This window comes from Paraglaciecola sp., assembly GCF_051252315.1.
Classification (GTDB): Bacteria; Pseudomonadota; Gammaproteobacteria; order Enterobacterales; family Alteromonadaceae; genus Paraglaciecola.
The window spans coordinates 18,900-33,903 of sequence record NZ_JBPOFP010000047.1 but is presented as its reverse complement, the minus strand read 5'-3'; the positions used below and the strand labels follow the sequence as shown (position 1 = coordinate 33,903).

Annotated in this window: 10 protein-coding genes; 7 read left to right on the top strand and 3 right to left on the bottom strand. The window is 38.8% G+C overall.

Going from position 1 to position 15,004, the window contains the following annotated elements; all coding sequences use genetic code 11:
* Nucleotides 1–229 (bottom strand): hypothetical protein (locus ACSHXM_RS11140; protein ID WP_435688840.1); only part of this gene is annotated, 229 nt, incomplete at its 3' end.
* Nucleotides 230–402: 173 nt separating this feature from the next.
* Between ACSHXM_RS11140 and radA the strand changes: the two genes are divergently transcribed.
* Nucleotides 403–1,767: a DNA repair protein RadA gene (radA, locus tag ACSHXM_RS11135; RefSeq protein WP_435688839.1), complete on the top strand. Its 1,365-nt coding sequence runs from the start codon at nt 403–405 to the stop codon at nt 1,765–1,767.
* A 169-nt stretch (nt 1,768–1,936) separates the two neighbouring features.
* Here the strand turns inward: radA and ACSHXM_RS11130 are convergent, their stop codons facing one another.
* The gene (locus tag ACSHXM_RS11130) at nt 1,937–5,098 is read right to left on the bottom strand and encodes an Ig-like domain-containing protein (protein WP_435688838.1); all 3,162 of its coding nucleotides are present in this window, start codon (nt 5,096–5,098) and stop codon (nt 1,937–1,939) included.
* A gap of 283 nt (nt 5,099–5,381) precedes the next feature.
* Nucleotides 5,382–7,049, bottom strand: a complete 1,668-nt coding sequence (gene ettA / locus ACSHXM_RS11125) for an energy-dependent translational throttle protein EttA (RefSeq protein WP_435688837.1) — start codon at nt 7,047–7,049, stop codon at nt 5,382–5,384.
* 179 nt (nt 7,050–7,228) lie between these two features.
* Between ettA and ACSHXM_RS11120 the strand changes: the two genes are divergently transcribed.
* The 6 genes from ACSHXM_RS11120 to ACSHXM_RS11095 all read left to right on the top strand — a co-directional run bounded on the left by ACSHXM_RS11120 (nt 7,229) and on the right by ACSHXM_RS11095 (nt 14,961).
* Complete coding sequence (locus ACSHXM_RS11120) at nt 7,229–8,227, top strand: Gfo/Idh/MocA family protein (protein WP_435688836.1); 999 nt, start codon at nt 7,229–7,231, stop codon at nt 8,225–8,227.
* Nucleotides 8,228–8,369: 142 nt separating this feature from the next.
* Nucleotides 8,370–9,626, top strand: a complete 1,257-nt coding sequence (glyA, locus tag ACSHXM_RS11115) for a serine hydroxymethyltransferase (protein WP_435688835.1) — start codon at nt 8,370–8,372, stop codon at nt 9,624–9,626.
* A 200-nt stretch (nt 9,627–9,826) separates the two neighbouring features.
* Nucleotides 9,827–12,481 (top strand): KAP family P-loop NTPase fold protein, encoded by a 2,655-nt coding sequence (locus tag ACSHXM_RS11110; RefSeq protein ID WP_435688834.1) that lies wholly within the window; start codon nt 9,827–9,829, stop codon nt 12,479–12,481.
* A 104-nt stretch (nt 12,482–12,585) separates the two neighbouring features.
* On the top strand, nt 12,586–13,035 hold the full coding sequence (gene nrdR / locus ACSHXM_RS11105; protein ID WP_435688833.1) for a transcriptional regulator NrdR: 450 nt from the start codon (nt 12,586–12,588) through the stop codon (nt 13,033–13,035).
* A 52-nt stretch (nt 13,036–13,087) separates the two neighbouring features.
* Nucleotides 13,088–14,251 (top strand): bifunctional diaminohydroxyphosphoribosylaminopyrimidine deaminase/5-amino-6-(5-phosphoribosylamino)uracil reductase RibD, encoded by a 1,164-nt coding sequence (gene ribD, locus ACSHXM_RS11100; RefSeq protein ID WP_435688832.1) that lies wholly within the window; start codon nt 13,088–13,090, stop codon nt 14,249–14,251.
* Nucleotides 14,252–14,289: 38 nt separating this feature from the next.
* Entirely contained in the window at nt 14,290–14,961 is a 672-nt protein-coding gene (locus ACSHXM_RS11095; protein ID WP_435688831.1) for a riboflavin synthase, read from the top strand.
* Nucleotides 14,962–15,004 lie beyond the last annotated feature (43 nt).

The following is a 15,004-nucleotide window of genomic DNA, read 5'->3' as shown; positions in this document are numbered from 1 at the left end:
GTTTATTTTCATGTACATAAAGACGACATTTGCCATTCACTAATCCTCTTAAATCAATTAATCGTTGGCAGGGGCGAGCTAAACGTTTGAGTTCCATTTTTAGCAAAAAACGTTTTTGTTTCGGGATGGATGAAGCAACCTGGCTCAATACCTGATTAAACTCAGGTTCATTGATCATAGGTTTAAGCTCTTCGATTATATTTTGATATTCTTCTAAATCTTGGCTCATGTAACCTGAAATATTTTTTAATAGGAGCCTAATTGCTCCAGTTTTAGTGATGAACTTATTTGTTATCGGCAATTAAGCCAAAAACTGTGATCTATAAACTCACCAGTTATGTAAAATACGATATTCCCTTAGGGTTAATCAACCCTAAAATCAAATATATGAAGACAGGAATTATGGCTAAACGTAAAACTGCATATGTGTGTTCCGATTGTGGTGCTGAATATCCCAGGTGGCAAGGACAATGTGGAGATTGCCAGGCTTGGAATACCGTTACTGAGTTTGTTGTCGCGTCGAATAGTGCTTCTGGACGTCAATCAGGTGGGTATTCAGGACAAACTCAGGCAAAAGTTGAAACCCTAGAAAATATAGACTTAACTGCGTTACCTCGATTTGCCTCTGGGTTTAAAGAGTTAGATAGAGTCTTAGGTGGAGGTATAGTGCCTGGTTCAGCCATGTTAATTGGAGGGTCACCGGGAGCAGGTAAAAGTACCATGTTATTGCAAGTCATGTGTCAAATGGCAGTGGGAAAGAGTGCCTTATATGTCACAGGAGAGGAGTCCTTACAACAAGTCGCTATGCGTGCTGAAAGGTTAGGTTTAGAGAAAGATAAATTAAAATTATTAGCTGAAACTAATGTGGATACTATTTGTAACTTAGCGTTACAGCACAAACCTGAGTTAATGGTGATAGATTCCATTCAAGTTATGCAAGTCGCTGATGTGCAATCGGCACCGGGAAGCGTGTCACAGGTGAGAGAAAGCGCTGCCTACTTAACTCGATTCGCTAAACAAAACCACATAGCCATGTTTTTGGTTGGTCATGTGACTAAAGATGGCAGTTTAGCTGGGCCTAAGGTTTTAGAGCATTGTATCGATTGTTCTATGATGTTAGAAGGAGAAAGTGACAGCCGTTATCGTACTCTTAGAAGCCAAAAGAATCGTTTTGGTGCAGTGAATGAACTTGGTGTATTCGCCATGACAGAAAAAGGATTGAAAGAAGTAAACAACCCATCTGCAATTTTTTTAAGTCGAGGTGAAGAACCTTCGCCCGGCTCTGTTGTAATGGTGACTTGGGAAGGAACCCGAGCACTTTTAGTCGAAATACAAGCGTTAGTGGATTATTCTCAAACTGCTAATCCTAGGCGTATTGCCGTAGGCCTAGATCAGAACAGATTGTCAATGTTATTGGCTGTTATGCACCGACATGGCAATGTGCAAATGAATGATCAAGATGTATTTGCTAATGTAGTAGGTGGGGTCAAAGTTACAGAAACTGGAGCGGATTTGGCCGTGTTACTGTCAATGGTATCGAGTTTTAAGAATTTCGCTTTAAGTAAAGAGCTCATAGTATTTGGTGAAGTCGGTTTAGCAGGGGAAATTAGACCTATTACCAATGGCATAGAAAGGTTAATTGAAGCAGCAAAACATGGTTTTAAAAAGGCTATAGTTCCCTATGCAAACATGCCAAAACAGAAGATTCCGAATATGCAAGTGATAGGTGTTAAAAGGTTAACAGAAGCTCTTGAAGCTATAGAATAAGCTTTAACCTTGCTTAGAGCTTATTGATATGAAATGAGAAGTTGGTGACCAGTACTTTCCTTAAATGGAGATTTTTCAATTATATTGTGCAAGGTGAGTCTATACCTAGTTGTGCGCTTAGGCTAACTTGACAAAAAAGGGAATTTAATCATAACGCATTAAATACCCATTATTGTGCAAAGTTAAATGCTCTACCTAAAGCAAATGAACTGCCACTCCGTTCATCGGTAATTGAATAGGAAATTACGTAAGTGCTGGCTTCAGTATCACTTTCTAGAGTATAACTAATATAGTTAACTTCACCAGGATTAAGAATTCCATCGCTTATAAGTACGCCTGAGGTTATAGGTGATTCTGGAAAATCGACATAGGCGTCAGCATTAATTGGATCTAAGTAGCCCGCATTTATTTGTTCTACAATGAACTCTCGGTTGGTCAAGTTTCTAACTGGCAACGAAATCGTACTTCCCTTTTTAAGAGTGCTATTTTCGTACATTATATTGGCAGCCTTAGCAGTCACTAAAAACGCTTGAGATAAATGATTTGCACTCAACAAACCTGAGTTAGTTGAAAGGTTATTTGTTGTCGCAGACAACGTTATATAGCCATCGTATAATGACGTTAATTCATAACTTACAACCCCATTTTTAGAAGTTAAACTAATATCCCGACTTGTGTCACCTTCTGTAATTGTTAAGGTTACTGCAGTCCCATCTGCTATTACTCCACTCTCAGAACTAGGTAACAAAGCAATATTAACGAGTGAATAATCATTGTTATCATTTAGAATAATATTGGGTTGGATACTTAAATTTATTGCTTTAGGCAAATTAGGGGTTGATACAGTTTCTATTTCAGTAAGTGGAGACGTAATTCCTTGCAATGATGCTGATATATTAGCAACACCAGATGATTGGGCTACTACAAGAGCTTTGTTAAAAGTGAAGTTTCCTACTGATACGATATTTTCATCACTACTTAGCCAATTTACCTGAGAAGATACGTCTAATCTTAAATTGTCTGAAAAGTTAGCATACGCTCTTAGAATAGTAGAGGAGGCAACATTTAATTGAGTCACTGCGCTATTGATTTCGATACTAGTTATGACAGCATCTGTTACTTCAACTGATGTTTGAGTACTTAACGAATTAATACTAGCTGTTATGACTACCTCTCCAGTATTAATAGATGTTAATAATCCTGCCTGAACACTGTCATTCGAGATAGTGGCTTTAAGATTATCATTAGTTTGCCAAGTTACTTGTTGACTGAGATCTTTAGTCGAGGAATCACTGTATGTGCCAGTTGCAACAAGTGTTTTAGATATTCCTTTGGGTAGCATTATGTCCTTGGGGGAGATTGAGATACTCTGTAAAGTAGCTGGAATAACAGTGATACTGCCTAATCCCGTTATTCCATCTAAGGTTGCACTTATTAAAGTTGAACCTTCGTTTAGGTTGAGAAAAGTCTCTTCGCTAGCAACAACGCCAACGGAGTCTGACCGTGAAGAACTCCATATTACTTGAGAGGTCAGATCTAGTTGTGTACCGTCAGTAAAATTGCCAAGCGCTTTAATCTGGACCTTTGTACCTAGAGGTAACTCTTGGTTTGAAGGCTGAATTTCAATAGAGCTTAATACAGAACTCCCAATATTTAATGTCGTATTTTGTTTAACTTCGCCTAATATAGCGGTAATTGTTGTATTGCCTAAAGACTTGGTTTCAGCTAAACCCGTTAATGTACTGTTATTACTTATTACTACTCGTTCCTCACTACCTGATATCCAAGTCACCTCTGATGTTAAATCTCGTACCGAATTATCAGAAAAAGTGCCTTGAGCGTAATAACGTTGAGATTGCCCAACGGGAATAGTTTTATTAACTGGATATACTGAAAGTGATAGAAGTTCAGCATCTGTAACATTAATCAATAATTCAGCTTCTTGTTCTAAAAGTTTCGCCGTAATTACGGTTGAGCCTTCCGCTAGCGCACTGGCTTTATAAGGTAATTCACTAATAACAGCAATTTGATTGTCTAAGATCTCCCATTTAACTTGCTCAGTAACGTCTAGCTTCGAATCGTCAGAAAAGCTTGCGATAACCGTAACAGGTTCACTTAAACCTTCGGCTAGGGATACTTCTGAAGGTGTTATTGATAACTCTGTTATAATTGCTGGGCTAACAGATATTTGTACTGAATCGCTTTTTCCATTTTTGCTTGCAATAACTGAAACAACGCCCGTTTCTTTCGCTGTTAATATACCTGATATAGCATCTATGGATGCTATATCAGAGTCGGAAACACTCCAAGTGACCTGACCGTTCAAATCTCGCTCTATATCATCAGAGTATAAACCTTTAACGGACAATGATGCGGTTAAACCTGCTATAAATTGAGTAACAGGAGAACTAACAATAATGGATTCTAAAGTCGCTGGAGAAACCGTTACACTTAGATTGGAGCTGATTTCCTCAAATTTAGCTGTAATAGATATGCTGCCCGCTGAAACACCCAGTATTTCGCCTGAATTAGTGACGCTGACAATGTCGGTATTTGTTGATTCCCAAGTAACAAAGTCATCGAATGATTCTTTACTATTGTCTGAATATATGCCCGTTACACTTAGTTGATAAGCTGAGGCTATCGCTAAGGTGACAGTAGAAGGATAAATACTTAAGTCGGTCAAAACTTTTACAGTTACGTCCAGTTGTGTGGATATTTCTCCGGAACTGATAGTAAGTACTGTCTCTCCAGCTGATATTGCTGTTATTAAACCAGTATTTGATACTTCTGCAACGGACGTGTCTAGTATCTCCCACGTTACCAAATCGTTAAGGTTTTGTGATGAATCGTCTGAGTATGTACCTGTTACTTCTAACTGAAATGTTTGTTCTATTTTTAGGGGAACAGGGACATTATCTATTGATAGTGAATTTAAACTTGGTAACACAGTCACTTCAATCGCTTTTGTAACATTATCTAACTCGGCTGATATAGAGCTTGTTCCTGCAGCTAAAGCAGTGATTACTCCAGTACTTGAAACTTCAAGTACACTTGAGTTTGTGACAGACCAAGTGACTACAGACGTGACGGTTTTTGTACTGTTGTCTGAATAGTTTCCGGTTACCGCTATTTGAAAAGTATCGGCTATTTTTAGACTGGAATCAGGTGAAGTAAGGCTTAAAGAGTTCAAGGAAATTGTAGGTGTAGGTGTAGGTGTAGGTGTAGGTGTAGGTGTGCCACCGCCACCGCCACAGCTAGCCAATAAGACCACGACACTATAGATGAGAAAAAGTGAACAAGTCGACTGTAAATTTTTTAATGCCATCATTTTGTAAGGTGTTCCTTCTTCTACTTATGAAGTCTAACTAAATCGATTCTGAGAATAATATTATACTTAGTTAGTAATGATAAGGTTAAATTAATGTTTTAATTTGTGTCCTTAGTTTACCTAAATGAATTCTCAAAAATTTATTGAAGGAAAAAAATACTCATACGAATAAATTAAACCCAACCAAGTGATGACAATACTAACGTTTGTGTGACTTCCACAAAAGGTTTTTACGCAATATAAAATTAAAAAAAGGTGCCGAAGCACCTTTTTGTCAAATAGATTATTTACTAATCTTCTTGTACTTCAATCTGTGCGGCTCTATTACATCCGTACCGTAGGTGTCTTTTAACCAAGCTGCATATTCGGTGTAGTTACCGTCAAAAAAGTTAATTTTACCTTCATCACGATAGTCCATTATATGCGTGGCGATCCTGTCTAAAAACCATCTGTCATGGGAAATTACCATGGCACAACCAGGAAACTCTAAAAGCGCATTTTCTAGTGCGCGTAACGTTTCTACGTCTAAGTCATTGGTCGGTTCATCGAGTAATAATACGTTGCCGCCAGCTTTTAATAGCTTGGCTAAATGGACTCGGTTACGTTCACCACCAGACAAGTCTTTAATAAATTTCTGCTGATCAGAACCTTTAAAGTTAAAACGTCCGCAATAGGCTCGACTATTCAATTCAAAGTTGCCGATGCGAATAATATCCGAGTCGTCAGAGATTTCTTTATAAACAGTATTGTCACCGTCCATATGATCACGGAATTGATCAACACTGGCTAATTGTACCGTTTTGCCTATGTCAATAGATCCGCTATCAGCATCTTCCTGGCCAGTTAACATTCTAAATAATGTTGATTTACCTGCGCCATTAGGGCCGATAATGCCGACGATTGCACCTTTGGGCATTTTAAAGTTTAGGTCATCGATTAATAATCTATCACCGTAGGATTTTTGTAAGCCTGTGACTTCAAAAACTTTTTCACCTAACCTTTCACCAGGTGGAATAAATAATTCACTGGTTTCGTTACGCTTTTGATAATCGCCAGTGTTGAGTTCTTCAAAGCGAGCCATACGGGCTTTGCTTTTTGATTGCCTGCCTTTAGCGTTTGAACGAACCCACTCTAATTCGGTTTTTATTGACTTTTGACGAGCACTTTCGGTTTTTTCTTCTTGCTCAAGTCGTGCGTCTTTTTGCTCTAACCAAGAAGAGTAGTTGCCTTCCCAAGGAATACCTTGGCCACGATCTAGCTCTAGGATCCAGCCTGCAACATTGTCCAAGAAATACCTATCATGGGTAATGGCCACAACAGTCCCTTCGTAATCATGTAAGAAACGTTCTAACCAAGCAACTGACTCGGCATCCAAGTGGTTGGTGGGTTCGTCAAGTAACAGCATCTCGGGTTTTTCGAGTAACAATTTACATAAAGCCACTCGACGACGTTCACCACCAGAAAGTTTACTGACATCCGCATCCCAAGGCGGCAGACGCAATGCATCTGCGGCGCGCTCCAAGGCGTTGTCTAAGTTATGGCCATCTTTAGACTGGATAATCGCTTCTAGTTCGCCTTGTTCTTTGGCAAGAGCATCAAAGTCGGCTCCTTCTTCAGCATATTCGGCATACACTTCTTCTATACGTTTTAAAGCGTGAACGACATCTTGCACGGCTTCTTCAATGTTGCCACGCACATCTTTGGTTTCATCTAATTGAGGCTCTTGGGGCAAGTAACCAATCTTTAGCCCTGCTTGAGGAATGGCTTCACCTTCAATGTCCGTGTCTAATCCAGCCATAATTTTTAGAAGAGTTGATTTACCAGAGCCATTAAGGCCAAGTACACCAATTTTGGCACCAGGAAAAAAACTAAGGGAAATATTTTTTAAGATATGTTTACCAGGCGGAACAACTTTTCCTACCCGCAACATGCTATATACGTATTGAGCCATATTAAATTCTCTAAATAAATTTACCTTAGTTTAATTCACCCTGAGTGCTGGGTAAAAGGTATTGTGAGGTTTTGTTGGAATTATTCAGTATATTTTAATTCACTGGCGAGATAGAAGCAGTTAACATCAACAGGTTTTAATCTTTCAGTCGTTTAACGAATACAACAATAAGAGTGAATATGAAAAGTTTGAATTGGGGGGTGATTGGGCCCGGAAATATAGCGGGTAATTTTGCTAAGGCAATGGCTGTATGTGAAAATGGCAACATTGCTGCTGTAGCTAGTCGTTCAGAAGAAAGAGCTAAAAATTTTGCAGAGCAGTACGCTATTCCCCGGGTATATACAGACTACGCAGAGTTAGTAAATGATCCTTCAATAGACATAATATATGTCGCTACCCCTCATAGTTTTCACTACGAACAAGCAAAGTTGTGTATTAATGCTGGCAAACATGTGCTGTTAGAAAAACCTTCAACCATTAATACAGGCCAGATCAAACGACTGATTGAATTAGCCAGTGAGAAAGGTGTGCTCTTACAAGAGGCATTATGGACGCGATTTTTACCTTGCATGACTCAACTTAAAGAGAAATTAGACGCAGAGATTATCGGGGACATTCAGTATATAAATTCTGATATTGGCTTTGCCTTTCCAATGAACCCGCAAGGCAGAATGTTCAATGCCAAGTTAGCTGGTGGAGCCTTACTGGATTTAGGTATTTATAGTATTGCTGTAAGCCAATATCTACTTTCAGATTACCCTGAAAAAATTCAAGCAACCGGTCATATACATGAGCTGGGTGTTGATGTGAATACTATGGTTAACTTGAGTTATTCGGCTGGACGCTTTTCTCAATTTACCACATCATGTGTGGCTAAATCGCGCAATGAAATGAGTATCGTTGGCACTAAAGGTCGTGTTGTTATTCCAGCATGCTTTTGGGATACCACTCAAGCGGATATTTTTGATTTAGAAGATGAGTTAATTGAATCAATTAATATCCCTCACCTAGTAAATGGATTTGAGTATCAAATACAACAAACCATGCAAAGTGTTCTAGCCGGGAAAAGCTACTCAGATGAAATGCCACATCAAGCAAGTGTTGAATTAATGCAAATAATGGATGAAATACGCGATCAAATTGGTTTGCAATTTCCTGCTGAAATAGAGGCCATTTAAAGGTTTTAATTGGATGCAAATGGGCGTTACAACTTTTGGTTGTTTCTCATGCCCTAATACAAGTGTACAAATGCGTAAAAATCACTAAAATACGCGCTGTTTAATTTGCCGTTTTAACCGTCCCTGATTTTGAGGAAAAGTAATGCTTACACGTGATATGAATATTGCTGATTTTGACCCTGAATTGTATAAAGCAATTCAAAATGAGAACCAACGTCAGGAGCATCACATTGAATTGATCGCTTCTGAAAACTATTGCAGCCCACGCGTGTTAGAAGCTCAAGGCTCTCAATTAACCAACAAATATGCAGAAGGTTATCCTCACAAACGTTATTACGGCGGTTGTGAATATGTTGATATCGCTGAAGATTTAGCTATCGAACGTGCTAAACAGTTGTTTGGTGCTGATTATGCAAACGTGCAGCCACACGCTGGTTCTCAAGCTAACTCAGCTGTATTTATGGCCTTGCTAAATGCTGGTGATACTGTTTTAGGCATGAGCCTAGCTCATGGCGGTCATTTAACCCATGGTGCATCCGTTAGCTTTTCAGGAAAAACCTATAATGCTGTGCAATATGGACTTCATCCAGAAACGGGTGAGATTGACATGGCTCAAGTTGAAGCGTTAGCGTTAGAACATAAACCTAAAATGATTATTGGTGGTTTCTCTGCTTATTCAGGCATTGTTGATTGGCAAAAATTCCGTGAAATCGCTGACAAAGTAGGGGCATATTTATTAGTTGATATGGCTCACGTTGCTGGCTTAGTCGCCGCTGGTGTTTATCCAAGTCCTATGGCTCATGCTCATGTAGTTACAACGACTACTCATAAAACCTTAGCCGGCCCTCGTGGTGGTTTAATCTTGTCTGCTTGTGGTGACGAAGCTATTTACAAAAAATTAAATAGTGCTGTATTCCCTGGTGGTCAAGGTGGTCCTTTGTGTCACGTTATTGCTGCAAAAGCCGTAGCTTTTAAAGAAGCATTACAGCCAGAGTTTAAAGAATACCAACAACAAGTTGTGAAAAATGCACAAGCCATGGTTGCTGTTATTCAAGAGCGTGGACATAAAGTAGTATCTGGTGGTACTGACAACCACTTGTTCCTATTAGATTTAATTGGTAAAGAGTACACAGGTAAAGATGCTGATGCTGCTTTAGGCGCTGCCAACATTACCGTGAATAAAAACTCAGTACCTAACGATCCTCGTTCACCATTTGTAACCAGTGGTTTACGTATTGGTTCTCCTGCAATCACCCGTCGTGGTTTCAAAGAAGAACAAGCTAAACAAGTGGCAAACTGGATCTGTGAAGTATTAGACAATATTAATGACGAAGCCGTGATTGAGAAAGTAAAAGCTGAAGTGGTGACACTTTGTGAAGCTTTCCCTGTTTATGGTTAATTAAACAAAGTTTTTACAATTAAACTAAAAAACCGGCCATGTGCCGGTTTTTTTATGTTTCCATTTTGGAGATATTTAAAAATCATACAAAAATAATAATGGACAAAATAGGGGGAGAGACGTTCTAATTAACGTTAAATTTTTTAACCTGTTTAGCAAACGGGTATATGCCAAATTGCTCATGTTTTAAGAGGTGACGTATGTTATCTAAAGGTTCGATAGAAAGTGGTTCAGTAGACTTGTCTTCTTCATTTGATATAGAAAAATATCAAAATCGTTTAGAAAATTTATATAAGATTGAGCCTCTGTATCCGGCTGTTCTCGCTGCCCGTAACGCCTTGCGTGTATTACCTATAATTGCCCTACATGGTCATTTTAACTTTTGGATTTCTCCTACAGAAGTTAATTCGATGGGAGGAAGTTTAATTGCAAAAGAAGGTGCGGATACCCAAAAATGCTCCCTTAATTTACTAACTACTTTTATTGCATCACAGTTTGTCTTTCAATATTTAACATCTAAAAATGACGAAGATAAGGTTAATACAATAATTGGTGTTACAAATGGGGTTAAAGAGGTCGTTAAGGATTGCTCTGTTGCAAACAAGGTAAGTAAAGGAGGTGCGGCTGCTATCTCATCTTCATTGGCAGGGGCTGTTGTACAGGTTGCAGTTCAAGCTATTTCAGCAATTCCAATGTCATCTGATTCTGGTATTTTAAACGCAGTACAATCTGCTACTTTTTCTTCGACTATAAAATTGACAAATTTTCCCAAACATTTAGATGAATTAATTGAAATTGTAGAAAAAGATTTAACTCGAGCAGAAGAAAGCGCGAACATAACTGATTTTATAGAGCAACCTTTGTGGCAAGGGGAGATGCCAGACGATATCAAAACGATTTACCATGATAAGTTTATTCCTGCGGTAAACGGTTTAATCAAAAAAAGTGCGAATCAAGTAACCGAGTCTCTAACACGTTTGTTAGAAAATTATGAGGCATTAGTTGAAGGCTCTAAAACAACCTCCCAAGATCATTATAGTCATGATGGAAGCATCGCTTCTGAGAATAACCAACAAAGGGGCGACCAACTAGACCGGGGAAAATTAGTTGATGGCTTATGTAAACAATTAACTCATATAGATAATACCGAACATTTAACTATTGGCTTATTAGGCCATTGGGGCACAGGCAAAACTCGTATTTTAGAGTTGTTAAAAGACAAAATTCAGGCAACGAATCAATCTAACGATAACCAAACAACAGATTTTTTATTTGGTGAGTTTAATGCGTGGGCTTACGAACATGCTAAAAACAATCAAGCGGCTATGGCCCATGAGGTAATTAAAAGTTTAACTAGCTTTCAAAATGTAAAATCAATAACGCAAGGTATGCCTTGGCATACTCGGTTGAAAAATATATTCTGTAATCATACTTTACAACTGTTATGGACAATATTTATACGTAGCCGAATTACCTTGGGTTTCATGCTGCGAAAATATCCATTTAGATTAATCATGTTTAGTGTTTGGTTGGTGGTAATTATCGCAACCGTGATGATGCTTTGGGATCAGAATATAAGTATAAATGACCTTGTAGAAGGGAAAGGAAGTTTACTGCAAAAAGGATTACCACTTGTAAGTTTGTTTGGACTTTGGCGTATTATCAAAGATGCCAAAGTACTATTTTCTCAGTCTTATACTAAAGAGCTGCTGAGCTATATTAAGTTGCCAGATTATGCCGCTCAAATTGGCGAAATTTCTGAAATGCGCGAAGATATTCGCTTAATGGCTAACATTCGTTTAGGTACTCAAGAGCCAAATTGTAAAGATTGGCTTGGCAAGGTTTTACCGCCTAAACGTTTATTATTTGTGGTTGATGACTTAGATCGCTGCGGCCCTGATGGCATTGTGAAAACCTTTGAAGCGATTCGATTGGTGTTAGATATACCCAAAGTATTTGTAGTCATAGCGGTTGATCAACGTATTGCTTTGGCTGCTTTAGCTTTACATTACGAAAAACTCAGTGGCCATCACCAATTAAATGACGCTAAAGCGATTGCTCGAGATTATTTAGCTAAAATGATTCAGTTGCCTGTCGTGGTAAACGACGGAAATGCAACTACCTTAGAAGGTTATTTAAGTCATTTATGGCAAGACAAAGAAGGTGAGGCCGTTGAATGGTTATCTCAGTTATGGCCAGACAGATACGTACAAAAAACACCTGAAGACTCAGAGAATGAAGAGGCTGAACATAATCAGCCTAACACCGAAAACGTAAATGCCGAGCCTGATAACGAAGAAAACAGCAAGCGTTTGAGTGACAAACAAATTATAGAACAAATGTCGAATTTGCCAGAAAATACATCTAATCAAGAAATTAATGAATTTACTGGTTTGCCGCCTGAGCATAAGGCAGCATTTGCATACTGGACCGAAAGGTTTGAGTTAACCAACGCGCGACAACTTAAACGTTTGTACAATAGTTACAATTTAATACGTTTGGTATGGGAGCGTGAAGACCAATTGTGTGAAGGTACAGAAGAGCGTTTTGCTTACGGAATATTGGTGACCTTGTTGGCAATTGAATTTGTTAATAATATTGAAAATGGAACATACCGTAAAAGATTAGGCGCTTATCTCCGAAAGAGGAAAGATAATTTGCCTTTAAATATTAATGATACTAGTAATGATAATTTCTCTGCGCTAGTAGCAGCCATTAAAGTAATCGAGTTGGCTGCAAAACAACATTTTGAACATTTAGATTTAAATAAGGGATATCAAGTATTGCTTAATTCAGTTGAGTTATTTGTATTGCCAGCGATTGACGGTTTTGATGGCGAAGAAGCATATAAATAGTTAGTTGATTGTTATCTAAAAAGATTAAATACCTAAACGAAACTATGCCTAGCTAGTTATTTTTGTTAATTTAGCCAAATTATCCGTATTAATTAGAAATCACTATGTATTGCCCGTTTTGTTCTGTACAAGAAACTAAAGTTATTGATTCCCGTTTAGTGGCGGATGGAAGTCATGTGCGTAGAAGGCGAGAATGCACAGTGTGTAAAGAACGTTTTACTACGTTTGAAATGGCCGAATTGGTTATGCCTCGAATTGTCAAACGAGATGGCTCTCGTGAACCATTTAATGAAGATAAGTTACGTGCAGGGTTGCAACGCGCACTTGAAAAACGCCCAGTCAGTACCGAACAAGTAGAGCAGTGTATTAGCCGCCTAAAGTCTTCTTTACGGGCTACTGGCGAACGAGAAGTCACCAGTGAATCTTTAGGTAACTTGATAATGGATGCACTAAAAGAGTTAGACAAAGTGGCTTATGTACGTTTTGCTTCTGTTTATCGTTCATTTGAAGATATTCGCGAGTTTGGCGAAGAAATTGCGCGATTAGGTGATTAATAGTAAAAACATCTAAAACCACTTCTTAACTATTCCAATTGGTTTACACACAGTGACAGAATTTTCAAAATTAGATCATCAATTAATGGCAAGAGCCATCAAATTGGCTAAACGTGGTGAATATACTACAACGCCTAATCCTAATGTTGGATGTGTAATAGCTGACTCAAATGGGCAAGTTATTGGTGAAGGCTGGCATCAAAAAGCCGGTACTGCTCATGCTGAAGTTCATGCGCTTAATCAGGCGTTACAATCAACTACTCAGGTTGGCGTGCTCGGAGAAGAAACGACAGCATATGTGACCTTAGAGCCTTGTAGCCATCAAGGTCGAACACCTCCTTGTGCCGATGCTTTGATTAATGCCAAAGTGAGCAGAGTAGTGGCTGCTATGCAGGATCCTAATCCCCTCGTTGCAGGTAAAGGTTTAGAAAAATTAACAAAAGCAGGGATCCAAACTCAATCTGGTTTATTAAAAGCAAACGCAGAACAGCTTAATCGCGGTTTTATAAAACGGATGAAAACCGGTAAACCTTGGGTTACGGTAAAACTAGCGGCAAGTCTTGATGGTAAAACAGCGTTAAATAATGGCTTAAGTCAGTGGATAACGAGTCCCGCGGCAAGACAAGATGTGCAAAGACATAGGGCAAAAAGCTGTGCTATTTTGTCGGGCTCTGGCACAGTGATGGCAGACAACCCTGCTTTAAATGTGCGTTTTTCAGAGCTTAATCTCCCTGCTGGGTCTTTGTCTCTTGAAGATTTAAGGCAACCTCTACGAGTTATTTTAGATGGTCGCAACCAGTTACCTTCGCATTTAGCACTTCTGCAAACTGTAGATAATAACCAAGCAGGCGAAGTGTTATTAATTAATGGGCAACCTAGCCCAGTAGATTTCTCCAAACATGTGCAACAGTGGCAAGCGCCTTTTAACGGAAATAAGTTAGACTTACATGCTGTCATGACTAAGTTGGGTGACTTACAGTTAAATAATATATGGGTGGAAGCCGGCGCTAAATTGGCAGGAGCATTATTACAAAATAATTTGATCGATGAATTGATTTTGTACCAAGCGCCCAAACTTATAGGGGGCGACGGACAAAACTTATTTGACACCATTGCCCTTCAGTCTATGCAAGATATCACCAATTTGTCTTGGACGGACATACGGCAGATTGGCCCTGATCTAAAAATGACAGCCTTAATTAATAAGCTTGATTAATGACCTTAATTAACGACTAGTAGAGAATCTAAATACATATGTTTACCGGAATTATCGAAGATGTAGGAGTGATTGATAGTTTAACGCCCTCAGGTGAAGACATTAGATTGTCTATCAAAACCAATAAGTTAGACATGAGTGACGTGAAACTAGGTGACAGCATTGCAAATAACGGTGTGTGTTTAACCGTTGTCGCAATGAGTTCCAGTGGCTTTAGTGCAGACGTGTCACACGAAACGATCAAAAGAACGGGATTTGCTAGTTATCAGGCGGGCAGTAAAGTGAACCTTGAAAAAGCTATGCAAGCCAATGGACGACTCGGTGGACATATTGTCAGTGGTCACGTAGATGGGGTCGGTGAGGTATTATCTATCAGCAATGTTGGCCGTTATGTTGAAATATGGGTAAAAGCCCCTGATGAACTTGCCAAATATTTAGCCGAAAAAGGCTCTATAACCGTTGATGGCGTCAGCTTAACGGTGAATCAAGTAAATGGTGCTAAACTACTATTGACCCTAATACCTCACAGCTTACAAGAAACCATAATTGGATTGTATAAAGTAGGTACTAAAGTCAATTTGGAAGTCGACGTCATTGCCCGTTATTTAGAAAGATTAATCTTGGGTGATAAAGCCGCTCAATCAAATGATAATAAACCAACATCAGATATTAGTATGGCGTTTTTAGCCGAAAACGGATATTTGAAATAACTCATTTTATTTGACCTAACTAAAATGGTCGGAATGTATTAAT

Coding starts and splice junctions, on each gene's coding strand:
- radA (WP_435688839.1), top strand. CDS start 403: ATGGCTAAACGTAAAACTGCATATGTGTGTTCCGATTGTGGTGCTGAA.
- ACSHXM_RS11130 (WP_435688838.1), bottom strand. CDS start 5,098: ATGATGGCATTAAAAAATTTACAGTCGACTTGTTCACTTTTTCTCATC.
- ettA (WP_435688837.1), bottom strand. CDS start 7,049: ATGGCTCAATACGTATATAGCATGTTGCGGGTAGGAAAAGTTGTTCCG.
- ACSHXM_RS11120 (WP_435688836.1), top strand. CDS start 7,229: ATGAAAAGTTTGAATTGGGGGGTGATTGGGCCCGGAAATATAGCGGGT.
- glyA (WP_435688835.1), top strand. CDS start 8,370: ATGCTTACACGTGATATGAATATTGCTGATTTTGACCCTGAATTGTAT.
- ACSHXM_RS11110 (WP_435688834.1), top strand. CDS start 9,827: ATGTTATCTAAAGGTTCGATAGAAAGTGGTTCAGTAGACTTGTCTTCT.
- nrdR (WP_435688833.1), top strand. CDS start 12,586: ATGTATTGCCCGTTTTGTTCTGTACAAGAAACTAAAGTTATTGATTCC.
- ACSHXM_RS11095 (WP_435688831.1), top strand. CDS start 14,290: ATGTTTACCGGAATTATCGAAGATGTAGGAGTGATTGATAGTTTAACG.